Source organism: Gilliamella sp. CG35, assembly GCF_046635745.1.
Classification (GTDB): Bacteria; Pseudomonadota; Gammaproteobacteria; order Enterobacterales; family Orbaceae; genus Gilliamella; species Gilliamella apicola_I.
Window position 1 is genome coordinate 177,297 of the sequence record NZ_JBIDFH010000003.1, and the last position, 25,416, is coordinate 202,712.

A 25,416-nucleotide genomic window follows, 5' to 3' on the forward strand; every position below is an offset into this window, starting at 1 on the left:
AGAAAATTAAATCTAGTTCAATGATTTATAATTACGAATTTAAGTTAATTTTTTAAAGTTCACTTATTAATAATAATTATTAATTTATTATAGAATACCCAACTGGCTAAATACAATCCGTTAAATCATAAAAAATAAGCCTTTATGTTTACCGTCAAAAAAGACAAGTACAATAAATATCATGATAACAGCCAAAATAATTCTAAATTTTCTTTTTTTAAAAAGTTTTTCAATCGTGTTATTTAGATAAGTTCTATCAACATAACTCATACATAATATCAAAATAACCAATAAAACAGCTATTGGAACAGCTAAAACCATATCATTATTAATTGTCATATTTTTGTTTAACTCATTATCTATATCTAACTATAAATGCAATTACCCGGAATTCTTTTTCTTAAAAATAATTGAAACGGTTATCGTAAAATCACTGTCAAAATTACCAAACCTTAAAACGATTTAATCAAAATCCTAATCCTAAATAATAATGTAACATTTATTATCTAGAACGCATAACAAAATTTATACAGATATGTTTTCACATTATTGGGGATTATCAAACTATGAACGATTAAATGAATTACATGATGAATTTTTAAATTTAGATAAAAAACTGGCGGTTAATGCGATGGATTTTGAAACTATTAGCGAACAATTAATAAGGTGTGGCGTAGTAGAAACCACACGTTCAGCAAATACTACTGCAATGTATGCGATTCAATGGGCGCATGGACAAACATTTGATTTTAACAAATCACAGGTTCAAATACACAGAGCACGTTTGAGAAAAATCGGCATTGATATAGCACAGCGTTGCAATCTGGCAAAATTTAGCCCGATTTCAGTTCGAGAAATTCGACAGGTGACGGTATCTGATTGTCCAATTCCTGATTGGTACAAAATGCCACAGATATTTAAATTAGCGTCGTAAATTGGTTAGCTGAATGATGAAAATTCACGTACGTTTATCGTGGTGCGGATAATGTATATTATGTTAAATAATATACATTGTTTAGGAATCCATAAATTCTGTTATTTTATCTGATGATAATACTATTTATTGCCTTACTGAGTTATAACCTATTCCTAATTAACATCAACATTCATACTTTAGCATTTAATATTTTTTGCCAAAATTTCTAAAGTTGAATGTTTATTTGTAACCAAAAATTATTTGAAATAAATGTATTGAAATTTGAATGAACCAAAACCAAAGCATTTTATTTAGATATGAAAATAATTTCGCTTCCTGACAATGGCATTTTTAAAACATGATTTTTAATTTTACCCCAAACTTGCATTTCACATGCTTTACAGTTAAATTTCAAAATGAGCTCTTCATTATTATTTTGTATTAATTTCATTGGTGTGACTTTTGTTTTGACACCTTGAATACCTTTAGCTTGTTTCGGACATAAATTGAACGCAAATCGCAAACAGTGTTTTGTTATCATCAAAGGAACATCATCTTTAATTTCATGAGCTTCATATGCGCTTTCTATTAATTGAACACCATGTTGTTTATAAAACTCACGGGCTTTATGATTATAGACATTAGCTAAATAAGTTAATTGATTATCGGGATAAATTGGTTTTGGGTTAGTTTCAGGCTTACGCTTATTGGTTTGGTAGCTTGCTAACCTTGCTGAAGTTAATTTTTCAATAATGTCTCGTCTTAATTGATTAAGTTGACTGCTGGGAATAAAATAAATTATCGATAAATCGATAATAAGCTCAGACAAATAATAAATAGTTTGCCCAAGTTTAGATAGATTATCTTGAATATTTTTTAACGCTTTATCAGTTTGATTCGCCAAATCAAATTGACCAATCAGATCTAATTCGACACAAATACCCTCCTCACTTTTGGCTATCAACTGAATTCCATTATCGATATTAGACAACACAAACGAAACACCAATACGACGATCGCTTGAATCTTTGAGTAAGTTTTGTTGCCATAAATGATCTAAATTACGATTAACAATAAAAGGCAATTTGATGGTATTAAGCGATTTAGGAATTTCATTTGGATAAACCCGATATTGATTAGCACCTAATTTATCGACTTTATCTGCTCGAAATCCAAACACTTCTCGTTTAATGAGGACATTTAGACCATCACCATTAGTTAACATTTTTTCAGATTTAATATCAATATACTGAGCGGTTACATTAGTTATTTCACCAATTTGTAATCCAATAAATTTTGGCGACTCAAAAGCACCAATGTCAGGTTTTCGACCAGTAACAAAATAATCTGTATTACCACGGTTAAATGTTCGTTTGGGATCTGGTGTAAAAAAGTATTCTGTTTTGCCACTAGAAGCAGCCGTTAAATTCGATGAATTTGAAAGGATGTTATCCAATTTTTGTCGATAATGTGCAGTAATATTTTTTACATAAGTTAAATCTTTATAACGCCCTTCTATCTTAAACGATCTTACACCAGCTTGGATTAGCGATTCTAAATTATCTGATTGATAATTGTCTTTCATCGATAACAAATGCTTTTCGTAAGCAACAACACGTCCTTGATCATCTTTTAAAGTAAAAGGCAATCGGCAAGCCTGTGAGCAATCTCCACGATTAGCACTACGCCCAGTTTGCGCATGTGAAATATAGCATTGCCCGGAAAAAGCGACACATAACGCACCATGAATAAAAAACTCTATTTTTGCATCTATTTGCTTAAAAATAGTCGTAATTTCATTTAAGTTTAATTCACGTGCTAATACAATTTGCGAAAAACCAACATCGGATAAAAACTTTGCCTTTTCTGGCGTTCGAATATCCATTTGCGTACTGGCATGTAAGTCGATTGGTGGAATATCTAAATTTAAAATACCCATATCTTGCACGATTAACGCATCGACGCCTGCATGATAGAATTGCCAAATTAATTGTCTTGCAGATTCTAATTCATTATCATGAAGAATCGTATTTAACGTCACAAATACTTTAGCGTAATAACGATGTGCAAATTCAACTAATTTTGCAATATCACTAACCGAATTTCCTGCATTATGACGAGCGCCAAAACTAGGCCCGCCTATATATACAGCATCTGCACCATGTAAAATTGCCTGCATCGCAATTTCAATATTTTTTGCAGGACTTAGTAATTCTAATTGGTTTTTATTCTGATATTGATCCATCTGTGACATCGTTTATTCTCAAAAATACTTCAAATTTTAGTGTTTTAATTTATTGACAAGCGTTATAGTGAATTCACTAAGACTTGTCAATAATAACAGGGTAATACTTTTATTTAATAAAATGTTAATTTGTGATTTCTATTTAAGATAATGTCGTGCTTTTAAAGCCGCTATACGTTTGTCTAATGGCGGATGAGACATAAATAGTTCTGAAATTTTGGTTTTTTTCGCACCATTTATACAAAATGCCATTATCGATGAATCTTCTTTAGGTTCGTAACTTGTTTTTAACTTTTCTAACGCTGCAATCATTTTATTTGCACCTACCAATTTTGCCGAACCAGCATCAGCATGAAATTCACGGTAACGTGAAAACCACATAGTAATAATACTTGCCAAAATACCAAAAATGATTTCAAAGACCATAACAATTAGATAATAAATCATTTGGGATGATCCTCGATTACGTTCATCCATGGCTTGAGTTGCCAATGAAGCTAATAGTCTGGATATAAAAATAACAAATGTATTAATTACACCCTGTAATAAAGTCATTGTAACCATATCTCCATTAGCGATGTGACTCATTTCATGTGCAATGACAGCTTCTGCTTCATCCTGTGACATCGTACTTAATAAACCTGAGCTAACGGCAACCAATGAACTATTTTTACTTGCTCCTGTAGCAAATGCATTCATATCATTAGCTTCATAAATTGCCACATCTGGCATTTTTAAACCAAGCTGTTCTGCCTGATGATGAACAATACTTAATAACCATTGTTCTTGAGCATTGGCCGCACGTTTAATCAGTTTTCCTTTAACCGATTTTAATACTATTGTTTTAGAGAATAAAAGAGATATATATGAACCACCAAAGCCAAATATACCTGCAAAAATCAATAATCCTAAAGTACTGTGAGCATCTACCCCCAATATACTTAGGATAATACCAAAGACAAACATTACTGCTAAATTAGTCAGTATAAATAGCCCTACTCGCATCATAAATCTACTCCATATTGTTTTTAGCTTTTAATAAAAAAGCCTAGAAAATTGCCTATTATATTAATTCAACAAAAATACTTCTTTCTATTAGATAGAAAGGCTATATGTTGTTATATAGAATGATCAGTTAGTTAGTTTTGTTTTTGAAAAGATTAAAGCATTGCAGATAGTTTGGAGGAGACCCTATCAGCCACATCCCACACACATATTTTTTACTTTGGCTGCTTCCTTCCGGACCTGACCTGATGAGCAAAGAAATGTTGCAAGAGGACCCATAGAGCCTCCATTGAGGAGGTCGTATTATGCTTGAATCAATTAATTAATACAAACATTTTTTTAATAAAAAAAATTGAACGACCTTTCTTTAATCAATCAAAAAAAGGTCGTTTAATTATCACACGAATACTTACCTAACTTTTAAAGCGTTAGGTTTTTTTCTACGCGATCTCTAAATTTAATTCCTGGTCTAAAGGTAACAACCCGACGAGCAGAGATATCTACACTTTCACCCGTTTTTGGATTTCGACCCGGTCGTGAATTTTTATCACGAATAGTGAAATTACCAAACCCAGATAATTTAACAGGTTCCCCTTTTTCTAAAGCCACTCGTATCTCTTCAAAAAAAAGTTCAACAAGGACTTTAGCTTCTTGACGATCAATATTAAATTTATCGGCAAGACGATCTGCAATATCAGCTTTAGTTAATGTCATAATTATTATTCTCTTAATAGGGCTTTGAAACGAATTTGTAAAGCAGTAACACACCTGCTTACAATGTTTGTTATATCTTCTTCTTCAAGTGTACGTGATTTGTCTTGTAAAATCAAACTGATAGCAAGGCTTTTTTCATCATCCTTAATGTTATCGCCTTGATAAACATCAAACAGATTAACTTTGATAAGTTGCTCACCACCAGCCTTTTTACACTCAGAAATAATATCTGCTGCTGGAATTGTATTTGAAACGACAATAGCAATATCTCGTTTATTTGACGGATATTTTGATACGTCCTGAGCCGACGGTACCTTTTTGTTATTAATTTTAGCTAAATTTATTTCAAAAACAAGCGTTTTACCATTTAAAGATAATTTTTTTTCAATTTCTGGATGCAAAACACCTAAATAACCAATAATTTCATCATTTACAAAAATAGCGGCACTTTGTCCAGGATGTAAAGCAGACAAATTAGATTTTTCATAGCGTACGTCTTGAGCACATCCTAGAATCGAAAATATTGACTCAATATCCCCTTTTAGATCATAAAAATCAACAGCTTTTTTAGGTAATGTCCAATGTTCTTCATATAAATTACCCGTAATTACACCCGATAACATTTGTTCCTGACGAACACCAAATTCACTTTTATCGTCTGGAATAAAGCGTAAGCCAGTTTCAAACAATCTAATTCTTGATTGTTGTCGGTTTTGATTATATAACACTGCGCCTAATAATCCAGTCCATAATGATAAACGCATAACTGACATTTCACTTGAAATAGGATTAGGTAAGTGAATTTGGTTTAAATTGGGATGCAAAATTTGTTGTACTTTTGGATCAACAAAACTGTAAGTTACAGCTTCTTGATAACCTTTATCAACTAATAAATCTTTTATTCTAGCTAATGAAATTTGACCTTCTGGTTTTGGCTGCATGACAGACTCAATGTTTAAGTTGGCGTTTGGAATATTGTTATATCCATAAATACGCGCCACTTCCTCAACGAGATCTTCTTCTATCTGTATATCAAAACGCCAACTTGGTGCTTCAACTGACCAAATTTCATTTTTATAATTAACTTTACATCCAAGTCTTTCTAAAATATCAGTGATTTTTTGTGTATCAATTGTATAACCAATTATGCTATCAATTTTATTACGGCGTAGTTGTATGTTAGCTGATTTTGGCAATTCAGTTGAACTGGTTTTGTCAACAATCGGTCCGACCTCACCGCCACAAATATCGAGGATAAGTTGTGTTGCTCTTTCCATCGCAATGCTTTGTAAAGCTGGATCAACTCCTCTTTCATACCGATGAGACGCTTCAGTATGCAGACCATATTCACGAGCTTTCCCGGTAATAGCTAATGGTGCAAAGAAGGCCGATTCAAGAAAAATATCTTTCGTCGATTGAGTCACACCAGATTTTTCTCCGCCCATAATACCGGCTAAAGCAAGTATTTTATCATGATCCGCAATAACTAAAGTTTGATCATTCAATTCAGTTTCATTGCCATTAAGTAAAACAACTTTTTCACTTTTTCGAGCATATCTCACAATAATGCCCTTTTCTATTTCGGCAAGATCAAATGCATGCATTGGATGACCAAGCTCTAACAAAACAAAATTTGTTATATCGACAACCGCATCAATAGACCGTATTCCACCACGACGTAATTTTTCTTTCATCCAAAGTGGGGTTATTGCGTTTACATTGATATTTTTGATAACACGCCCTAAATAACGAGGCGCAGCTTTAGGCTCATCAATTTGAATTGATAATGTATCTGAAATTGTTGCAGGCACGCTTTCAACTTGGAGTGATTTCATTGGAATATTGTTCACTGCTGAAATATCACGAGCGACACCAATGATTCCAAAACAATCAGCTCTATTTGGCGTTACACTGATGTCAATTGAAACATCGTTAAGATTCAGGTATTCACGAATATCTTGCCCTAAAGGAGCATCATCAGGTAATTCAATTATGCCATTATGATCGTCCGTTATACCAAGTTCTGAATAAGAGCAGAGCATCCCTTCTGATGGTTCACCTCGCAATTTTGCGGCTTTAATTTTAAAATCACCGGGTAAAATTGCACCAACAGTTGCACAAGCAACAGTTAATCCTTGACGACAATTTGGAGCACCACAAACAATATCGAGTAATTCTGGTTTTCCAATATCTACTTTGGTAACTCTTAGCTTATCTGCATTTGGATGTTGCTTACATTCAACAACTTTCCCGACTACAACTCCCGAAAAGTTACCTGCCACTTCCTCAACATCATCAACTTCTAAGCCTGCCATGGTTAATTGATCGGCTAAGGTATCGCTACTTATTTCTGGATTGATCCATTCACGTAGCCAACTTTCACTAAATTTCATGTTTTGATCTCCAGAATTAATTAAATTGCTTTAAAAAACGTAAGTCATTCTCAAAGAAAGAACGTAAATCAGTGACACCGTAACGTAACATGGTTAATCTTTCGATTCCCATACCAAAGGCAAAACCACTATATACGTCTGGATCGATACCTACATTTCGTAAGACATTAGGATGTACCATTCCGCACCCTAATACTTCTAACCATTTACCATTTTTAGCTTTAATATCAACTTCGGCAGAAGGTTCGGTAAACGGAAAATAAGCGGGTCTAAAACGAATTTCCATATCATCTTCAAAAAAGCAGTGAAGAAAATCATGTAATAGCCCTTTCAAATGGGTAAAACTAATATTTTTATCAACTAATAGCCCTTCCATTTGGTGGAACATTGGTGTATGAGTTTGATCGTAATCATTACGATAAGTTCTGCCCGGTGCAATGATTCGAATTGGTGGTTTTTGATTTTCCATGGTACGAATCTGTACGGTAGAAGTTTGAGTACGTAATAAACGTTTAGCATCAAACCAAAAAGTATCATGATCTGCTCTAGCAGGATGATGAGCAGGGATATTTAATGCATCAAAATTATGATAATCATCTTCAATTTCTGGACCTGTTTCAACAACAAACCCGAGTTCGCCAAAAAACTCAACTAAACGATGAATCGTTTTGGTGACAGGATGTAGGCCACCGAGTTCAAGTGTTTTACCTGGTAAAGTGATATCAATTGTTTCATTGGCAAGCTTCGCATCAAGAGCTTGACGCTCTAAGAAACTTCGTTTTTGATTTAATAATTCGACAACTTCTTGTTTAGCATCATTAATTTTTTGACCTACAGCTGGTCGCTCTTCCGCAGGAACATCACGTAATGAAGCCATTTGTAACGTAAAATAGCCTTTTTTACCAAAATATTCCACTCGGATCTGTTCGATCATATTAATGTCATCAGCACTTTCAATAGCGGATTTGGCATTGCTTACCAGTTCAACTAATTGAGACATAAAATTCTCCTGCTTATTGTTCATTACATAAAAAAAGCCTCTTTCTGAGGCTTTTATAATTATCTTTCGTTTTTCATTTGCCTCACGAATGCATATCGTCATTAAAGCTAAAAAAGAAACGAAAAATAATTAATATCATCATTAATTCACTTTGTTAAAATAACTATTGCTATCCATAACGATAAAAGCCGAGATAACTCGGCTCTTATAAAGCAATTATAGTGCAGCTTTTGCTTTTTCGACTAATGCAGCAAATGCATTTTTGTCGAATACAGCAATATCAGCAAGAATCTTACGATCGATTTCAATTGATGCTTTCTTTAATCCATTGATGAAACGGCTATAAGAAAGACCACATTGACGAGCTGCGGCATTGATACGTACAATCCATAATTGACGGAATTGACGTTTACGTTGACGACGGTCACGATAAGCATATTGTCCAGCTTTGATTACAGCTTGGAAAGCAACACGATATACACGTGAACGAGCTCCGTAATACCCTTTTGCTTGTTTTAAAATTTTCTTGTGACGTGCACGAGCAATAACACCACGTTTAACACGAGCCATAAATAATATCCTCTAAATAATTAACCAATAAATTAAGCGTATGGAACACACGCTACAACTAAACCTAAATCACCTTTTGACACAGTTGTCAAACCACGTAAATGACGTTTACGTTTGGTTGATTTTTTAGTTAGGATATGACTCTTGTTAGCTTGCTTATGCTTGAAGCCACCAGAAGCTGTTTTTTTAAAGCGCTTTGCTGCGCCTTTTACTGTTTTAATTTTAGGCATTTTACTAATTCCTACTTCGCATTGTTAATGACAATGAAAAAATGGTGTAATTCTCAATAAAATTAAGAATTAGCTTGATGAACCATTATTTCTTCTTCGGCGCAAGCACCATGATCATTTGACGACCTTCAATCTTAGTTGGATAAGATTCAATCGTTGCCAAATCAGCTAAGTCTTCTTTAATGCGATCAAGCATTTCAGTCCCTAACTGCTGGTGAGCCATTTCACGTCCACGGAAACGTAGCGTGACTTTAGCTTTATCGCCATCTTCAAGAAAGCGTATCAGGCTGCGGAGTTTTACCTGATAGTCGCCTTCGTCTGTACCAGGTCGGAATTTAATTTCCTTAACCTGAACAACCTTTTGCTTCTTCTTCTGTTCTTTTGTTGCTTTACTTTTTTCATAGAGGAACTTGCCATAATCCATAATTCGACAAACAGGTGGTTCTGCATTAGGGCTTATTTCAACTAAATCTAAAGCAGCTTCTTCAGCTTGTTTTAAAGCTTCATCCAAGCTAACAATACCGAGCTGTTCACTATCGACGCCGGTTAATCTCACCTCGCGAGCAGTAATTTCATCATTGATTTTATGCGCACGTGTTGACTGAATTCGTTTACTGACTTTAATATCTCATTCCTCCAAATTAATTTATCTTTAATTCATTTGTTCTAATGAACGACTATGAATTTCGTTAAGCAACAATTCTATAACATGTTTCACTTCAAAGCTACCAAGATCTTTACCTTGACGCGTTCGAACTGATATTTTACCTGATTCCATCTCTTTGTCACCACAGACAAACATATAAGGAACACGTTTTAGAGTATGCTCGCGGATTTTAAACCCAATTTTCTCATTTCTCAAGTCTGCTTTTGCTCTAATTCCAACTTTTTGCAGTTTCTCGGTCAATTGTTTAGCATATTCAGCTTGATTATCGGTAATATTGATAACTGCAACTTGCAATGGTGCTAACCAAGTAGGGAAGAATCCCGCACAGTTTTCTGTCAAAATTCCCATAAAACGTTCCATTGATCCTAAAATTGCGCGGTGAATCATGACAGGAACATGACGCTCATTATCTTCACCCACGTAAGTTGCATCTAAACGCTCTGGTAACATAAAGTCAAGCTGAACTGTTCCGCATTGCCATGCACGACCTAAACAATCGTGTAAAGTAAATTCGATTTTTGGTCCGTAGAAAGCACCTTCACCCGGTAAATATTCAAACTCTATACCATTTTCAGTTAAACACTCAGCCAAGTCTTTTTCTGCTAAATCCCATGTTTCATCTTTACCAATTCGTTTTTCCGGACGAGTTGATAATTTTACAGTTATGTCTGTAAAGCCAAAAGTACTATAAGTATCATAAACCATTTTGATACAGCTATTTACTTCACTACGAATTTGACTTTCTGTACAAAATATATGGGCATCATCTTGGGTAAAACCACGAACACGCATTAAACCATGTAAAGATCCAGAAGGTTCATTACGATGACAGCTACCAAATTCAGCCATACGTAATGGTAAATCACGATAAGATTTTAAACCTTGATTAAAAATTTGAACATGTCCCGGACAATTCATTGGTTTAATACAGTATTCTCGATTTTCAGAAGAGGTAACAAACATTAATTCTTTATAGTTACCCCAATGCCCTGTCTTTTCCCATAAAACACGATCCATCATAAATGGACCTTTCACTTCTTGATAATCGTATTCTTTTAATTTAGTTCGAACAAAAACTTCAAGCTCCCGGAATATAATCCAACCGTCATTATGCCAAAACACCATTCCTGGCGCTTCTTCTTGCATATGGTAAAGATCAAGCTGTTTACCGATTTTACGGTGATCCCGTTTAGCTGCTTCTTCTAAAAATTGCAGATAACTATCTAATTGTTTTTTATCTGCCCAAGCTGTGCCATAAATGCGTTGTAGCATTTTATTATCACTATTACCACGCCAATAAGCACCAGCAACTTTTTGTAATTTAAAATGGTGGCAAAAACGCATATTAGGAACATGAGGACCACGACACATATCGATATACTCTTCATGATGATAAAGTGCTGGCGTTGAATCTTTAGGAATATTTTCATCTAAGATTGCAATTTTATAAGGTTCACGTCGTTCCCAAAAAACTTCTCTTGCTCGTTCCCAGCTCACCACTTCTTTTTTTACTTCATAATCTTTTTTAGCCAATTCATGCATACGTTTTTCTAATGCATCAAGATCTTCCTGAGTTAAAGAGTGATCTAGATCGACGTCATAATAGAAGCCATTATCAATTGTGGGGCCGATTGCCATTTGCGTATTTGGCCAAAGTTGTTTTATTGCATGACCTAACAAGTGAGCACATGAGTGACGAATTATTTCAAGTCCATCTTCATCTTTTGATGTGATAATCGCTAGAGTAGAATCATGCTCGATCAAATCACAAGCGTCTTTACGTTCACCATTAACTCGCCCAGCAATACACGCTTTGGCAAGGCCTGCTCCGATACTTTGAGCAACTTCTAAAACACTAACAGGCTTATCAAATTGACGTTGACTTCCGTCAGGAAGAGTAATAATTGGCATATAAAATCCTTATAACAGTGGTGCGCCACACGAAAGCGCACATGCGTACATAAAAAATTGACCGTGTATAATACCATTTATGTGCTATTTTTCAAATAAACATATGTTTTATCTTGTCACTGTTTTATCAACTCATTATGAGAACAATAAAATTGATTAACTCAATTAAAAATAAGTTACTTTGTAGAGTGATTAAAGTTTATAATTTTCTGCCTATAAATGAAAAATTTGATTATGAAAAATGATGAAAATATGGATTGATGCTGATGCCTGCCCTAACCCTATTAAAGAAATCCTATATCGGGTAGCGAATCGTAAATCAATAATTATAACTTTAGTTGCAAACCAATGGTTAACTATTCCCACGTCTCCGTTTATAAAAAGATTACAGGTAGTAAATGGCTTTGATGAAGCTGATAATAAAATAGTTGAATTAGTTGAAAAAAATGATTTAGTAATCACGTCTGATATTCCATTAGCCTCTGATGTGCTTCATAAAGAGGCTTTTGTGCTAACACCACGAGGTGAACCTTTCACATTAGAAACCATAAAAGAGCGACTTGTGATGCGAGACTTTATGGAAACAATGCGGGCTAGTGGTATACAATCTAAAGGCCCTTCTGCATTTTCAAACAAGGATAGAGAAAAATTTGCCAATCAACTTGATAAATTAGTTTGTGAATTATCAAAAGAAGGGTAATCATTTTTTATTGTGAATAATTCTTAAATTTTCAGAAACAGCTCTCTACTTTTGAATGGTTTTGAACCAACATAAGGCTTTAATGCCATTCGAGTAAACCGTTTAGCCGCTTTTAATGTATCCTCATCACAAAATTGACGATAACCTAATGCCAATACTTCTTTACCCGTAAAGCTGGTACTATTTTCAAGTAAACTACTGATAAAGCCCTTTTCTGACTGATATTGATAATACATCGATTCGATAATTTCATCCCCCGTTGCACTACAATGAAAAAAATCAATGTGATAGCCTAAACTTTCTAATAATGCTAATTCAAATGAACGTAACACATTTTCAGCCGGAACTAGCTGCGCTAATTGTTGCAAGCTTTTAAGATAGTGTTCAAAAAGTGTAGGTACGCCAACTTCGGGGACTAAAACTCGATGCAATAACTCATTCAAATAAAAAGCACTATATAACGATACAGAAAAAAGCGGCAACGTTAGCGCTATACCTTCAACTTGTCGTAAAGTTTTTATTTCACCCATACCAGAATATTGAACAATAATGGGGGTAAAAGGTTGTAAAATGCCCTTCAATGAAGATTTTTTACGTCTAGCCCCTTTGGCTAACACCGTTATTTTCCCTGCATTTTCAACAAATAAATCGACTAATAGACTTGTTTCACTATAAGTACGAGTATGTAAGACAAATGCCCTTTGCCAATTTTCCATTTAAAATGCCTTTTATCATATAACTATAATTTTGATTAAAAAGAGTGCTTGATTAAAAAATGAATAATTTTTTTAAATTTTCAACTGAAATTAAACTAAATTTCCGATATAATCAATAGCTAACTAATGAGATGATTATAGGATAACTAATAGAAAACCATGGAACTTTTTTCAACAATATTACTTATAGTGCTAATTGTATCACTTTCAGGTGTGGTAATAAAATTACTACCATTCCAAATTCCGTTACCACTTATGCAAATACTACTGGGTTGTGTTTTAGCAGCTTTTGGTATTTATGTAAAATTTGACCCTGAACTATTTCTGGTATTGTTTATACCTCCATTGCTTTTTGCAGATGGACGAAAAACATCAGTCAAAGACTTTGTACATAATGCCAGAGAAATTGTTGGATTAGCACTCGTTCTTGTCGTTATTTCTATAATTGCATTAGGTTACCTTCTAAATTGGATGTTACCAAAAGTTGAATTAGCTGCCGCACTCGCGTTAGCTGCAGTACTATCACCTACCGATGCCGTTGCACTAGGTGGAATAGTCGGTAAAGGGCGTATAGAAAAAGAAAAAATGGAGATTATTGAAGGCGAAGCTTTAATGAATGATGCATCTGGTCTGGTATCATTAAAATTTGCTATTGCAATTGCAACGGGCTTGCTTGAATTTAATTTATTACAAATTAGTCTTTCTTTCTTTGTTGTCGCTCTTGGTGGCTTAGCTGTTGGTGTTTTATTTACTTGGTTATATGCACGTATTTTACGTTTAATTAATAAATTAACCCACAATGATCCCGCCATCCAAATTGTTTTACTATTCTTACTTCCTTTTGCTGCCTATATCCTTGCTGAAGAATGTCACTGTTCAGGGATTTTAGCCGCTGTGAGTGCTGGTATGACCGTTAACCATTCTGGTATGATGCGCAACGCCCCTTTGACCGCTCGTTTACAATCAGATAGTACATGGTCGATGTTAACATTCGTATTCAATGGATTTGTCTTTATTTTATTAGGTATTCAATTACCAAGTATTTTAAATAATACTTTTGCTGAAAATCAAACAGACTCCTCTATTGAAGTATGGCAATTATGCTTTATTGTCGTGTTTGTATTTATCGTATTAATGGGAACACGATTTGCTTGGTTATGGGCTATGAAACATATGCCTACTTTACCATTTGGAACAAAACGTCCACTTGCATTCCGTTCTTATACTACACGCGATCTTTGGATTTCCACTTTTGCGGGTGTTCGCGGAGCTATTACCCTAGCGGGTGTTTTATCTATTCCAATGACAATTGGTGGTCGTTATCAACTTGTTTTTATCGCAGCTGGCATTATTTTAATTTCATTAATTACCGCGGTCATCGTCTTACCTATTTTATTACGAGGTAGTGTTATCTTGGATAACTCTCAACAAGATAATGAAATTTTGACAGTTAAGGGGCAAATGGCGGAAGAAGCTATTGTAAGTCTTGAAAAAATGCAAAACAATTTACTTCAAGAAACGTCTGAAGCGGGCTTAGATCAAGAAATAATACATGAAGTTGGTTCACGTGTTATCGGTTCTTTAAGACGTCGAACAGGATTAAAAGATTTAGAACAAAAAGCAATGGAAGCTGAAAATCTTGAAAGACGTATGCGTCTTGTGGCAATTGGTGCAGAACGCACAGCTTTACTACAAATGAAAGTTCGTAATGAAGTGAGTGAAGAAACATTTGAACATTTAAATACTGACCTCGATATTTATGAAAAAATGATATCTGGAGATTCATAAATGATAGCAAACAAACATCAGTTTTTAGGCCATATTCATTCACAGTTTGTTGACAAAGCCCCTCATGTTTTGGGGCTAACTTTACGTTGTATTCCGTTTAATTTGAAAAAACAGGCAATTGAACAACTATTACAACTACAATTTAAACATTCTTTAGAAGATGGTGATCTCGATTTTTTAGAAAATCGTTGGTTAAAGATTGAAGTTACCGATCTTCAACTTACTTGGTTTGTTAGCTTAATTGATAACAAACTCGTAGTGAGTCGAGAGGAAATTGCTGATGTAAGTTTTATTGGTAATGCAAACGATCTGATTATGATAGCAACTCGGCGCCAAGATCCAGACACCCTATTCTTCCAACGGCGACTAATCGTCGAAGGTGATACAGAATTAGGACTGTATGTAAAAAATCTAATGGATTCCATTGAACTTGATTCAATGCCTAAACTTTTAAGGCTGACCCTTGAAAAAATGGCCAACATTATAGAATCTGCGCCGAAAAATACATTTTAAACTGATAACAGCTATGGGGGATTATATTTCCCCCTTTTTTATTGATTATATCATCCCCCTATCTTACTTTTTCTTACCTATACTATTAAAAAAACAGGTATGAATTCTCTAGAAAAGATTGTTTAAATAGCCTATTTATCTGTTACTTAAAAAAATAGTATCATCACATTGTGATTAAAATCACAATGTGGCAAAAACTTGATTTTCCTATCTGGTTCATTGTGGCTTAATGAATATTCCTTATCTTTATGGTGCGTATAGAAAATGGAGAAAAATTATGCTCAAAAGAAAGACTAAATTCTTCATGTTTGTTTTTTTGACAATACCTTTTTTTGGGCATTGTTTAGGTTTTCATAACAAAAAAGAGTCGGATTATGTGATTGAACATTTCAAATTTAATAACGGAAAAACTGAAAGTATAAAAATACATTACACTACTCTTGGCAATCCTGACAACAAACCCGTTTTAATATTGCATGGTACAACTGGAAGTGGTAGCGCAATGTTAAATAATAGCTTTGGTCATGCATTGTTTGATAAAGGAATGCCATTAGATGCCGAAAAATATTTTATTATCCTCCCCGACGCAATAGGCACGGGTAAATCGTCTAAACCTTCTGACGGTTTAAAAGGCGATTTTCCTCATTATGATTATACCGATATGGTTAATGCTCAATATCAATTATTAAAAAATAAGTTAAATATTGAGCATGTAGAATTAATCATCGGTAACTCGATGGGAGGTATGAATACATGGAAATGGGTAACAATGTATCCTGATTATATGACAGCCGCTATTCCTATGGCTGCTACCCCTGCGCCAATGTCCAGCCGTAACTGGATTATGCGTAAAATGGTTATCAATGCTATCAAAGATGATCCGGACTGGAACAATGGTTTTTATACTAAACAACCCGAACAGTTTCAATTAGTCTATAATTATTACAATATCGCAACTAATGGCGGTGACATTGCATGGCAAAAACAAGCATATAATACGGAAGAAACAGAAAAAATATTAAAAGATAAATTAAACGAACGTGTTACGATGGATACTAACGATTTTTTATATCAATGGGATGCGGCAAGAAATTATGATCCAACCAAAGATTTAAATAAAATCAAAGCACGAATTTTAGCTATCAACTCTGAGGATGATGAAAGAAATCCAGCTTCGACCGATTTAATGGAAAAAGCCATACAGAAGATTCCCAATGCAAAGTACTACTTGATTCCAGCTTCTGAAAAAACTACCGGACATGGCACAACAATGATAGCGGACTTGTGGAAAGCCCAATTGATTCTTTTTCTAGAAGAGAATAATTTAAATTAATAGTTGATATTATTTACTCATGAAGTGAATAAATACGCTTAACTATTCACTTCTTTCTTATTAAAAAACTCACAATTAACTAACCTAATATTATAAATAATATAACCATTTTTTAAACTTATAATCTTTCTAATTTTTATCCGAAGATATTAAACAAATAAAGTCATTTGTTTTAACAAGAATTACTTACTTATAATGGCAAAATAAATAGGTTTAAATAATTTAAATTAAGTAAAATATTGTATAATTTAGGTAAGTGACAAATCAAAAATCATCAAGAGTAAAACGATAAAATGAAAAATAACGCACAACAACCTACTTTTTACTTTCACGATTATGAAACATTTGGTATTAATCCAGCTCTTGATAGACCCGCTCAATTTGCGGGTGTTCGAACTGATGTTGAGCTTAATATTATTGAAGAGCCTTTAGTTATATATTGTAAGCTAGCACCAGACTATCTACCTAATCCTGAAGCGGTTCTCATTACGGGTATTACTCCACAACAAGCAAATCAAAAAGGAGTGAATGAAGCTCAATTTACCAAATTAATTCATCAAGCATTTAGTGAACCCAATACTTGCATTTTAGGTTATAATAACATTCGTTTCGATGATGAAGTGACCCGCAATATCCTTTACCGTAATTTTTACGACCCATACGCCTACTGTTGGCAAAATGGTAATTCAAGATGGGATCTTCTTGATGTAGTAAGAGCGTGTTATGCCTTGCGACCTGAAGGTATTCATTGGCCTACTAACGATTCGGGTTATCCCAGTTTTCGGTTAGAACATTTAACCAAAGCAAATAATATTACGCATGAACATGCTCATGACGCAATGTCAGATGTGTATGCCACTATCGCCATTGCAAAATTAATTAAAGAAAAACAACCTAAATTATTTAACTATTTTTTTACATTGCGCAATAAAAATAAAGTTGCTGAACTTATTGATATAATCAATATGACCCCTTTGGTACATGTTTCGGGTATGCTGGGTAGTTATCGAGGAAATATGTCATTAGTATGCCCTATCGCTTGGCATCCACAACAAAATAATGCCGTCATTGTTTGTGATCTCACTGGCGATATTGATTCAATTATTGATTTACCAGTGAATATAATACGCGAAAAACTTTATACAAAAACGGAAGATCTTGAACTTGATGAGTCTCGCATTCCATTAAAACTCGTCCATATTAACAAATGCCCTATCCTTGCACCGATAAAAACTTTACTGCCTGAAAATGCTAAACGATTTTCAATTAATATTGAAGAATGCTTAAACAAACAACAAAAGCTATTACAAAATCAAATTTTGTTGCAAGATAAAATGCGAGAATTATTTAGCTTAAGTCATGATTATCCGGCTAATACGGATGTAGATGCACAAATATATAATGGATTTTTGAGTAATCAGGATAGACTTTATTGTGAAACAGTACAAACAACACCAGTACAGTTATTAGATAGTTTATCTCTTAAATTTGAAGACCCTCGCTTAAGTACACTTTTTTTTCGATACAAAGCTCGAAACTTTCCTCAAACCCTAACTCATCACGAACAGATGATTTGGCAAGATTATTGTCGTGATAAACTAAATACGCCTAAGATTCAAGATTACATTTTAACTTTAGAATTACTTGCTGAAACTTATGTTCAACAACCCGAAAAATTAGCTTTGATAAAACAGCTTTATCATTACTGCCATTATTTAGTTGGATAATTAAAATTGAGGGGCGTATTATAGACGCCAAATAAAGCAGTCTGTTATTAACAATCAAACAAGTTATTAAATTTTAGACTATGAAACATTTATTAGCTAAACACGCCACAATCAAACATCGATTATATTCTTTATACTATTCGTTGTTTAGTTATGGTCGCGGATTATTAATTTTAACGTTAAGTCTTTGGGTGGGTAATTTCATCTCTCAGCTCTTACCCATCATGATTCCTGGTAGTATTATCGGTCTTTTAACCCTATTCTTTTTATTAGCTTTTCAAATTATCCCTACTCGTTGGATAAAAAATAGCTGCAATTTATTTATGCGTTATATGACATTACTATTTATTCCTGCTGCAATGGGGATAATGGATAATTACACATTGCTATTAAATAATTGGTTACCCATCATTTTTGGAAGTATTGGTAGTTCACTGTTGGTATTACTATTAACAGCTTGGTTGACAGAAAAACTTCATAAAAAAACAGCCAAAAATTTCGATTTATCAGATAATAATGAGGAAAAACCACTATGATCTGGATGTTACCTTTAACTGTTTGTGTATTTCTGATTATTCGAAAAATTGCTTTTAAAATTAAAACACCATTATTTAATCCGTTAGTGATTTCGGTGATAGTGCTTATTCCAATTATGATAATAAGTCAAACCAGTTATTCAGAATATGTTAGTAATGTCGATATTATAAATAAATTATTACCTTATTCTGTTGTCGCTTTAGCCTTTCCGCTCTACGAACTCATTCCACAAATTAAAGCCCGTTGGAAGTCAATTATCATTATCACCTTTAGCGCGTCAATTGCTTCAATGATAACTGGCGTCAGTATTGTATTTTGGTTAGGAGGAAATACCGAAATAGCTGCGTCGGTTTTACCAAAGTCAGTCACTACGGCTATTGCTGTGACGATTGCCAACAACGAAGGCGGTGTTCCGTCAATCGCAGCCCTTTGTGTTATATTGGTTGGCACATTAGGGGGAATTTTTGGTCATCAAATATTAAATATAGCAAAAATAAAATCCGCTTCTGCTAGAGGATTATCAATAGGTGCAGTCTCACACGCAGTTGGTACTGCTCGATGTATAGAAGTTGATTATAATGAAGGCGCATATAGTTCTTTATCATTAGTATTATGTGGTATAATGACGTCTTTAATCGCTCCATTTTTATTTCCAATTTTAGTCTTTATTTTTAACTGGTTCTAACATGAAATTAAAAAAAATAATTAAAAGTTTATTTAGTCTTTGCTTCTTACTCATATGTGTAATTGCTGGCTTGGATTATTGGATAAGCTATGAAACCGCACCTTATATATACCACGATGTAAATAAACTGCCCTATCAAAACGTAGGTGTAGTACTTGGTACCTCCAAATATGTTCGAGGAGGTGGTAAAAATGTTTTTTATCAAAATCGAATTAATGGCGCCATCTCCCTTTATAATCAGCATAAAGTTGATTATCTATTACTGAGTGGTGATGGAGAAGATTCTTTTCAAAGCTACAATGAACCCGTCACGATGAAAAAAGATTTAATTAAAGCGGGAATCCCTAGCGATGCAATCGTATTAGATTATGCCGGATTTAGAACATTGGATTCAGTTGTCAGAGCCAACAAAGTTTTTGACGCTAAAAGTTTTACAATTATTACGCAAGAATTTCATTGTGAACGAGCAATATTTATTGCATTAGCCCAGAACATTCAAGCACAATGTTTTGCTGTTCCTGCACCAGATAGTATGAAATTAGTCAGAATTCGTGAAACATTAGCTCGTGTTAGTGCTTTCATCGATCTCTATATTTTGAATAAAGAACCTAAATATTTGGGTCCTGTAATCCCTATCATATCTGAAAAATAATTAATTTTTAAATTTGAATATCATTAAATTTTCAAATTTTATCATAAAGATAAATACTAGATTCATTTAGAATTCTATTTGTCTCATATTTTAGATTGCATTTTTATGCAAAAAAAAGTAATATTTAGTCAATTTTTTTAATTTAGCCAACATTTATAATGAATATTGAATTAAGCCATATTAACTGTTTTTATGGTACTCATCATGCATTGAAAGATGTTTCACTTAGTTATCCTCTAGGTGAAACCATTGTATTATTAGGTCAAAGTGGAGCAGGAAAAAGCTCTTTACTAAAAGTATTTAATTTACTTGAAATACCAACATCAGGTGAAATGACAATAGCTAATTCCCATTTTGATTTTTCCAAAAAAATCAGTGATACCACTATCAGACAATTACGTAAAAATGTGGGTATGGTTTTCCAAAACTATAATTTATGGCCCCATTTAACGGTGCTTGAAAACTTGATTGAAGCACCTTGCCAAGTACTAAATTTATCTAAAAAAGAAGCGACTGATAAAGCAATGTTGATATTACAACGTTTGCAAATTGACGAAATGGCAAATCGCTATCCTCTGCACCTTTCGGGTGGTCAACAGCAACGAGTAGCAATTGCCAGAGCATTGATGATGGAGCCACAAATTTTGTTGTTTGATGAACCTACAGCAGCATTAGATCCGGCTATTACATCGCAAGTAGCTGAAATTATTAACGAACTTTCGCAAACAGGAATAACGCAGATTATTGTAACTCATGAAGTCGATTTTGCTCGTAAAGTCGCTTCACAAGTGATTTATATGGAACACGGTAAAATTATTGAGCGAGGACAATTAGAATGTTTTGCTCATCCTAAAACCGAAGAATTTAAAGCTTATTTATCACATTAATGATTATAAAATTGGGTGGAGATATGAAAAAAACTTTATTTGCCATTTTGCTTGCCAGCGTTGCATTGACGTCTCAAGCATCTGAAAATTTAACTATCGGTACAGAAGCCACTTATGCACCATTCGAATTCACCAATGACAAAAACGAAATTGTCGGATTTGATATTGATGTGATCAACAAAATTTGTGAAGAGATTAACGCTTCTTGTAAAATTGTTAATCAATCTTTTGATGGATTAATTCCTAGTTTAAAAACGCGTCGAATTGATGCAGCAATTGCTGGGATAGACATCACGCCTGAACGTCAAAAACAAGTTGATTTTACAAAGATTTATTACGATGATAGCTCAATTCAATTTATTACATTGAAAGACACTTTAACAGATTTGGAACAACTAAAAGGTAAACGAATTGGTATTCAAAAAGGGACAACCTATTTGAAATATTTAAATGAAAAATATCCTGACGTTAAACCTGTTAGTTATGATAGTTATCAGTATGCGTTTTTAGATTTAAAAGCTAAACGAATCGATGCGATTGTAGCCAGTTCTTTCGTCGCGGGTGATTGGTTAAGCAAAGAAACGGATATTGTTGCTTTAGGTGACAAAATTACCGATCATGATTTTTTTGGAGAAGGCTTAGGTATTGCCTTACGTAAAGGCAATGATCAGTTAAGAGAACAGTTTAATCAAGCACTTGATAAATTAAAATCAAATGGTGAACTTGACGCCATCTATAAAAAATGGTTTAACAAATAGCTAATAAACTATCAAATTTGATATTATTGTGATCTCGCCGCTTAAAATGCGGCGAATTTATTTTTTAATTTAAATACGGTTTTTTTATGTCAGACTTTTTAGCATATGCAATGAACTGGATAATGTCCTCAATGGACGGTTTTATCGTGCCTTTAACAAAAGCAACATCCATCACATTGTCATTAGCTTTTGTATCAATGATTGTTGGTATAGTTTTTGCTTTTATTTTCACAATTCTAGAATCCGTTCCATTTAAACCTGTTGCATGGCTAATGTCTTTAATTAGCCTTACGATTCGAGCACTACCTGAATTATTAATTGTCGTTGCAATCTATAATGGTTTACCATTTCTTTTAATGGCACTAGATGATGGATTTGATATGTCATTGATATTTACCTCAGTTCATATCCAAATGCATATTGCCAATACTCAGCCCGATCCGTTTTTATGTGGTGTCATTGCATTATCGCTACTTTATGCAGTTTATGCATCCCAAACGCTCAGAGGTGCATTTAAAGCAATACCAAGTGGACAAAAACAGGCTGCTCAAGTGCTTGGTTTAAGTAAATTTAGAACTTTCTTTCGTATTATCATGCCACAAATGTGGCGCCATGCTATACCAGGATTAAGTAATCAATGGTTGATATTATTAAAAGATACCGCACTAGTCTCAGCCATTGCAATCAATGATCTAATGATGCAAACCAAAACGATTATTGCACGAACTAATCAACCATTTCTATGGTATGCGATCGCAATGGTAATCTATTTGATTATTTCAATCTTAAGTCAAAAAGTGATTGAACGAATCGAAAAACGTGCAACTTATTTTGAACAACCCTCTTCTGCCAAAAGTTTGTAAGGTTACATTATGTCTGATAATTTTGTTTATTATCTTAAAATCATCCTACAAGGTCTTCCTGACACGTTAAGTCTGGGAATTTTAGGTATCTTAACTGCGGGGCTTTTGGCTATCGTTTTTTCATGCTTATTATCACTTAATCATTTTGTATTAACAAAGGTAATACGTACCTATATTATTATCTTTACGGGGTCTCCCCTATTAGTTCAGTTATTTTTAATTTATTATGGCCCCTCACAGTTCGCTGACTTTTTAAGTCAATTTCCGCGATTTTATGATCTCATATCTTCGCCTTGGTTTTGTGCTTATTTAGCTTTAACGCTAAATAGTGCGGCGTATACCACACAAATTTTTTATGGTGCTTTAAAATCTGTTCCACATGGACAATGGCAAGCTTGTGAGGCTCTTGGTATGAATAAACGACAAACCTTAAAAATTGTCATGCCTTATGCTTTAAAACGAGCCTTGTCCACCTATTCCAATGAAGTCGTTTTTGTTGTCAAAGGCACCGCCCTAGCCTCGATGATTCCGGTAATGGATATTATGGGGTATAGTAATCAGCTTAATGGTGATTATTACGATTTTTCTATATTTATTGTTGCAGGATTCGTTTACCTCTTGATAAATGGGTTATTAAGCACCATTATGAGGATAATAGAGAAAAAAGCCCTCACATTTGAAAACTAATATGAGCCAATTTGATTCAACATCTTTTTTAAAAACAGTCCCACATAAACCGGGCATTTATCAGATGTTTAATGATAAAGAGACGATTATTTATGTGGGTAAAGCTAAAGATCTGAATAACCGACTAAAAAGCTATTTTAATAGTAGTAAAAAAACACTGAAAACGGATATGTTAGTTAGCCATATCCATCGTATTGAATTTACGATTACGAATACTGAAACCGAAGCCCTATTATTAGAACAGACTTACATTAAAAAACATCAACCACGTTATAATGTTCTTTTAAAAGATGATAAAAGCTATCCTTTTATTAAATTAAGTAAAGAAAGACATCCACAATTATCACTTTACCGTGGGGCGATTAATCGCAAAAAAGATGAGTTTTTTGGTCCTTATCCTAGTGGATATGCAGTTAAACAGATTTTAGCGCTATTACAAAAAACGTTTCCGATTAGACAGTGCTTGAACACCACCTATCGGAACAGAACTCGCCCCTGCCTGCAATATCAGATTAAACGCTGTTTAGGACCTTGTGTGCCGGGATTAGTGAGTGATGAAGATTATAACGAACAAGTTAATTATGTGAGATTATTTTTATCAGGACAATCCGATCAGATCTTACAAAAAATCACTGAAGATATGCTAAAAGCAAGTAATGAACTCAATTTTGAAAAAGCAGCAGCATTACGTGATCAGTTACAAGCCATTAAACATATCAACGAAAAACAAGCCATTTACAACAATAATGATAATTTAGATGTTATTGGCTTCCACTACGAGTTTGGTATAGCCTGTATTTATGTCTTATTTATCCGAAATGGACAAACCTTTGGGCATCGTTCTTATTTTCCTAAAGTACCATCAAATACTGAATTGGAAGAAGTGATAGAAACCTTTTTAGGGCAATTTTATTTGCAAGGCAACCAAAATCGTAATATTCCGAAAAAGATCCTACTCAATTTTTCGTTGTCGGATAAACAACCCATGGAAGAGACACTGTCACTTATTGCTGAGCATCAAGTCAAATTGGTTGATGAGCCCAAAGGCGATAATTTAAAGTTACTCAATATTGCAACCGTTAATGCGCAAACTGAAGTGAAGAACAAATTATTAACCAATTCGTCAAATAAACAACGTTACGATGCACTTAAAACCTTTTTGGGCATTGATAAAATCAATCGTATGGAATGTTTTGATATCAGTCATTTCATGGGGAAAAACACAATAGCCTCTTGCGTTGTCTTTGATGATAAAGGTCCGGTAAAATCTGAATTTCGCCGCTACAATATTACGGGTATTACACCAGGTGATGATTATGCAGCAATGGAACAGGTATTAACAAGACGTTACAATAAAAAAGATCTACCCGATGAAAAAATACCTGATGTTATTTTTATTGATGGTGGTAAAGGACAGTTAAACCAAGCCTTACAAGTATTTGAAGGACTTAATGTTAATTGGGATAAACATCACCCTATTCTTGTGGGGGTGGCAAAAGGTGCTGAGCGAAAAGAAGGGCTTGAAACATTATTTTTTGAAGCGCATGGAACCGGACATTATCTTGATGACCATTCGCCTGCTTTATTGCTTATTCAACAAATTCGTAATGCATCACACGATCATGCCATTGTGGGGCAACGAAAAAAAGGTGTAAAACAGCTTACAGATAGTGCTTTAGAACACATTGAAGGAATCGGTTCAAAAAGACGGCAAGCATTACTTAAACACTTTGGTGGTTTAAGAGAATTAAAAAATGCCAGTATTGATGAAATAGCACAAGTGCAAGGAATCTCTAAATCGCTAGCCGAAAAAATTTATTTAAATTTACAACAATAACACATTGAAAAATTATAATATTTCAGGCAACATAAGCATTAAGAAACCCCGTTTTTTAATTTTTGTTAATCTATTGATTAAT

At 33.9% G+C, this 25,416-nt stretch carries 23 protein-coding genes, 1 other RNA gene and 1 pseudogene; 14 read left to right on the top strand and 11 right to left on the bottom strand.

Features of this window, described 5'->3' with window-relative positions; translation table 11 throughout:
* Window positions 1–535: 535 nt before the first annotated feature.
* Window positions 536–934 (top strand): phage/plasmid replication protein, encoded by a 399-nt coding sequence (locus ACGH4F_RS02175; RefSeq protein ID WP_267359769.1) that lies wholly within the window; start codon window positions 536–538, stop codon window positions 932–934.
* A 289-nt stretch (window positions 935–1,223) separates the two neighbouring features.
* Here ACGH4F_RS02175 and ACGH4F_RS02180 read toward each other — a convergent pair whose 3' ends face one another.
* The 10 genes from ACGH4F_RS02180 to thrS form a co-directional block, all read right to left on the bottom strand.
* Window positions 1,224–3,161, bottom strand: a complete 1,938-nt coding sequence (locus ACGH4F_RS02180; protein ID WP_267378851.1) for a peptidase U32 family protein — start codon at window positions 3,159–3,161, stop codon at window positions 1,224–1,226.
* Window positions 3,162–3,299: 138 nt separating this feature from the next.
* Window positions 3,300–4,169 (bottom strand): protease HtpX, encoded by an 870-nt coding sequence (htpX, locus tag ACGH4F_RS02185; RefSeq protein ID WP_411589835.1) that lies wholly within the window; start codon window positions 4,167–4,169, stop codon window positions 3,300–3,302.
* 181 nt (window positions 4,170–4,350) lie between these two features.
* An RNA gene (gene ffs, locus ACGH4F_RS02190) (signal recognition particle sRNA small type) lies at window positions 4,351–4,446 on the bottom strand.
* 140 nt (window positions 4,447–4,586) lie between these two features.
* The gene (locus ACGH4F_RS02195) at window positions 4,587–4,880 is read right to left on the bottom strand and encodes an integration host factor subunit alpha (protein WP_065557741.1); all 294 of its coding nucleotides are present in this window, start codon (window positions 4,878–4,880) and stop codon (window positions 4,587–4,589) included.
* A gap of 5 nt (window positions 4,881–4,885) precedes the next feature.
* Window positions 4,886–7,273: a phenylalanine--tRNA ligase subunit beta gene (gene pheT, locus ACGH4F_RS02200; RefSeq protein ID WP_267378733.1), complete on the bottom strand. Its 2,388-nt coding sequence runs from the start codon at window positions 7,271–7,273 to the stop codon at window positions 4,886–4,888.
* A 16-nt stretch (window positions 7,274–7,289) separates the two neighbouring features.
* Window positions 7,290–8,273, bottom strand: a complete 984-nt coding sequence (gene pheS, locus ACGH4F_RS02205) for a phenylalanine--tRNA ligase subunit alpha (RefSeq protein ID WP_267350965.1) — start codon at window positions 8,271–8,273, stop codon at window positions 7,290–7,292.
* A gap of 216 nt (window positions 8,274–8,489) precedes the next feature.
* Window positions 8,490–8,843 (bottom strand): 50S ribosomal protein L20, encoded by a 354-nt coding sequence (gene rplT / locus ACGH4F_RS02210; protein WP_024496189.1) that lies wholly within the window; start codon window positions 8,841–8,843, stop codon window positions 8,490–8,492.
* Between the two features lie 32 nt (window positions 8,844–8,875).
* Window positions 8,876–9,073 carry a 50S ribosomal protein L35 gene (gene rpmI, locus ACGH4F_RS02215; protein WP_065557738.1) on the bottom strand — a complete coding sequence of 66 codons (198 nt, stop codon included), beginning with the start codon at window positions 9,071–9,073 and terminating at the stop codon, window positions 8,876–8,878.
* Window positions 9,074–9,158: 85 nt separating this feature from the next.
* Window positions 9,159–9,698: a translation initiation factor IF-3 gene (infC, locus tag ACGH4F_RS02220; protein ID WP_065557737.1), complete on the bottom strand. Its 540-nt coding sequence runs from the start codon at window positions 9,696–9,698 to the stop codon at window positions 9,159–9,161.
* Window positions 9,699–9,725: 27 nt separating this feature from the next.
* Complete coding sequence (gene thrS, locus ACGH4F_RS02225) at window positions 9,726–11,651, bottom strand: threonine--tRNA ligase (protein WP_267350967.1); 1,926 nt, start codon at window positions 11,649–11,651, stop codon at window positions 9,726–9,728.
* 244 nt (window positions 11,652–11,895) lie between these two features.
* Between thrS and ACGH4F_RS02230 the strand changes: the two genes are divergently transcribed.
* Complete coding sequence (locus tag ACGH4F_RS02230) at window positions 11,896–12,351, top strand: YaiI/YqxD family protein (protein ID WP_411589892.1); 456 nt, start codon at window positions 11,896–11,898, stop codon at window positions 12,349–12,351.
* A gap of 23 nt (window positions 12,352–12,374) precedes the next feature.
* Here the strand turns inward: ACGH4F_RS02230 and recO are convergent, their stop codons facing one another.
* Window positions 12,375–13,067, bottom strand: a complete 693-nt coding sequence (gene recO, locus ACGH4F_RS02235) for a DNA repair protein RecO (protein ID WP_267359779.1) — start codon at window positions 13,065–13,067, stop codon at window positions 12,375–12,377.
* A 159-nt stretch (window positions 13,068–13,226) separates the two neighbouring features.
* Here recO and ACGH4F_RS02240 point away from each other — a divergent pair, with 159 nt between their 5' ends.
* The 12 genes and pseudogenes from ACGH4F_RS02240 (at window position 13,227) to uvrC (ending at window position 25,334) form a co-directional block, all read left to right on the top strand.
* Window positions 13,227–14,855 carry a Na+/H+ antiporter gene (locus ACGH4F_RS02240; protein ID WP_065557733.1) on the top strand — a complete coding sequence of 543 codons (1,629 nt, stop codon included), beginning with the start codon at window positions 13,227–13,229 and terminating at the stop codon, window positions 14,853–14,855.
* Window positions 14,856–15,368, top strand: a complete 513-nt coding sequence (locus ACGH4F_RS02245; RefSeq protein ID WP_267350973.1) for an SCP2 domain-containing protein — start codon at window positions 14,856–14,858, stop codon at window positions 15,366–15,368.
* Window positions 15,369–15,645: 277 nt separating this feature from the next.
* A complete protein-coding gene (locus tag ACGH4F_RS02250; protein WP_411589837.1) occupies window positions 15,646–16,701 on the top strand; it encodes an alpha/beta fold hydrolase in 1,056 nt (351 codons plus the stop codon).
* Window positions 16,702–16,994: 293 nt separating this feature from the next.
* A complete protein-coding gene (gene sbcB / locus ACGH4F_RS02255) occupies window positions 16,995–18,428 on the top strand; it encodes an exodeoxyribonuclease I (RefSeq protein ID WP_411589838.1) in 1,434 nt (477 codons plus the stop codon).
* Between the two features lie 80 nt (window positions 18,429–18,508).
* Window positions 18,509–18,964: a CidA/LrgA family protein gene (locus ACGH4F_RS02260; protein WP_411589839.1), complete on the top strand. Its 456-nt coding sequence runs from the start codon at window positions 18,509–18,511 to the stop codon at window positions 18,962–18,964.
* On the top strand, window positions 18,961–19,650 hold the full coding sequence (locus ACGH4F_RS02265; protein WP_267350978.1) for a CidB/LrgB family autolysis modulator: 690 nt from the start codon (window positions 18,961–18,963) through the stop codon (window positions 19,648–19,650). Before ACGH4F_RS02260 ends, ACGH4F_RS02265 begins: the two co-directional genes overlap by 4 nt.
* A 1-nt stretch (window position 19,651) precedes the next feature.
* A pseudogene (locus ACGH4F_RS02270) lies at window positions 19,652–20,287 on the top strand (vancomycin high temperature exclusion protein); the annotation flags it as partial.
* Window positions 20,288–20,460: 173 nt separating this feature from the next.
* Window positions 20,461–21,189 (top strand): arginine ABC transporter ATP-binding protein ArtP, encoded by a 729-nt coding sequence (artP, locus tag ACGH4F_RS02275; RefSeq protein ID WP_267350982.1) that lies wholly within the window; start codon window positions 20,461–20,463, stop codon window positions 21,187–21,189.
* 23 nt (window positions 21,190–21,212) lie between these two features.
* A complete protein-coding gene (locus ACGH4F_RS02280; protein ID WP_267350984.1) occupies window positions 21,213–21,947 on the top strand; it encodes a transporter substrate-binding domain-containing protein in 735 nt (244 codons plus the stop codon).
* A gap of 131 nt (window positions 21,948–22,078) precedes the next feature.
* Window positions 22,079–22,810, top strand: coding sequence for an arginine ABC transporter permease ArtQ (gene artQ, locus ACGH4F_RS02285; protein WP_411589893.1), 732 nt, complete (start codon window positions 22,079–22,081; stop codon window positions 22,808–22,810).
* Window positions 22,811–22,819: 9 nt separating this feature from the next.
* Window positions 22,820–23,497, top strand: a complete 678-nt coding sequence (gene artM, locus ACGH4F_RS02290; protein ID WP_411589842.1) for an arginine ABC transporter permease ArtM — start codon at window positions 22,820–22,822, stop codon at window positions 23,495–23,497.
* 1 nt (window position 23,498) lies between these two features.
* Complete coding sequence (gene uvrC / locus ACGH4F_RS02295; RefSeq protein WP_267350989.1) at window positions 23,499–25,334, top strand: excinuclease ABC subunit UvrC; 1,836 nt, start codon at window positions 23,499–23,501, stop codon at window positions 25,332–25,334.
* Window positions 25,335–25,416: the final 82 nt, after the last annotated feature.

Excerpts from the sequence above, each read along its gene's own strand:
- ACGH4F_RS02175 (WP_267359769.1), top strand. The coding sequence starts at position 536 with ATGTTTTCACATTATTGGGGATTATCAAACTATGAACGATTAAATGAA.
- ACGH4F_RS02180 (WP_267378851.1), bottom strand. The coding sequence starts at position 3,161 with ATGGATCAATATCAGAATAAAAACCAATTAGAATTACTAAGTCCTGCA.
- htpX (WP_411589835.1), bottom strand. The coding sequence starts at position 4,169 with ATGATGCGAGTAGGGCTATTTATACTGACTAATTTAGCAGTAATGTTT.
- ACGH4F_RS02195 (WP_065557741.1), bottom strand. The coding sequence starts at position 4,880 with ATGACATTAACTAAAGCTGATATTGCAGATCGTCTTGCCGATAAATTT.
- pheT (WP_267378733.1), bottom strand. The coding sequence starts at position 7,273 with ATGAAATTTAGTGAAAGTTGGCTACGTGAATGGATCAATCCAGAAATA.
- pheS (WP_267350965.1), bottom strand. The coding sequence starts at position 8,273 with ATGTCTCAATTAGTTGAACTGGTAAGCAATGCCAAATCCGCTATTGAA.
- rplT (WP_024496189.1), bottom strand. The coding sequence starts at position 8,843 with ATGGCTCGTGTTAAACGTGGTGTTATTGCTCGTGCACGTCACAAGAAA.
- rpmI (WP_065557738.1), bottom strand. The coding sequence starts at position 9,073 with ATGCCTAAAATTAAAACAGTAAAAGGCGCAGCAAAGCGCTTTAAAAAA.
- thrS (WP_267350967.1), bottom strand. The coding sequence starts at position 11,651 with ATGCCAATTATTACTCTTCCTGACGGAAGTCAACGTCAATTTGATAAG.
- ACGH4F_RS02230 (WP_411589892.1), top strand. The coding sequence starts at position 11,896 with ATGAAAATATGGATTGATGCTGATGCCTGCCCTAACCCTATTAAAGAA.
- recO (WP_267359779.1), bottom strand. The coding sequence starts at position 13,067 with ATGGAAAATTGGCAAAGGGCATTTGTCTTACATACTCGTACTTATAGT.
- ACGH4F_RS02240 (WP_065557733.1), top strand. The coding sequence starts at position 13,227 with ATGGAACTTTTTTCAACAATATTACTTATAGTGCTAATTGTATCACTT.
- ACGH4F_RS02245 (WP_267350973.1), top strand. The coding sequence starts at position 14,856 with ATGATAGCAAACAAACATCAGTTTTTAGGCCATATTCATTCACAGTTT.
- ACGH4F_RS02250 (WP_411589837.1), top strand. The coding sequence starts at position 15,646 with ATGCTCAAAAGAAAGACTAAATTCTTCATGTTTGTTTTTTTGACAATA.
- sbcB (WP_411589838.1), top strand. The coding sequence starts at position 16,995 with ATGAAAAATAACGCACAACAACCTACTTTTTACTTTCACGATTATGAA.
- ACGH4F_RS02260 (WP_411589839.1), top strand. The coding sequence starts at position 18,509 with ATGAAACATTTATTAGCTAAACACGCCACAATCAAACATCGATTATAT.
- ACGH4F_RS02265 (WP_267350978.1), top strand. The coding sequence starts at position 18,961 with ATGATCTGGATGTTACCTTTAACTGTTTGTGTATTTCTGATTATTCGA.
- artP (WP_267350982.1), top strand. The coding sequence starts at position 20,461 with ATGAATATTGAATTAAGCCATATTAACTGTTTTTATGGTACTCATCAT.
- ACGH4F_RS02280 (WP_267350984.1), top strand. The coding sequence starts at position 21,213 with ATGAAAAAAACTTTATTTGCCATTTTGCTTGCCAGCGTTGCATTGACG.
- artQ (WP_411589893.1), top strand. The coding sequence starts at position 22,079 with ATGGACGGTTTTATCGTGCCTTTAACAAAAGCAACATCCATCACATTG.
- artM (WP_411589842.1), top strand. The coding sequence starts at position 22,820 with ATGTCTGATAATTTTGTTTATTATCTTAAAATCATCCTACAAGGTCTT.
- uvrC (WP_267350989.1), top strand. The coding sequence starts at position 23,499 with ATGAGCCAATTTGATTCAACATCTTTTTTAAAAACAGTCCCACATAAA.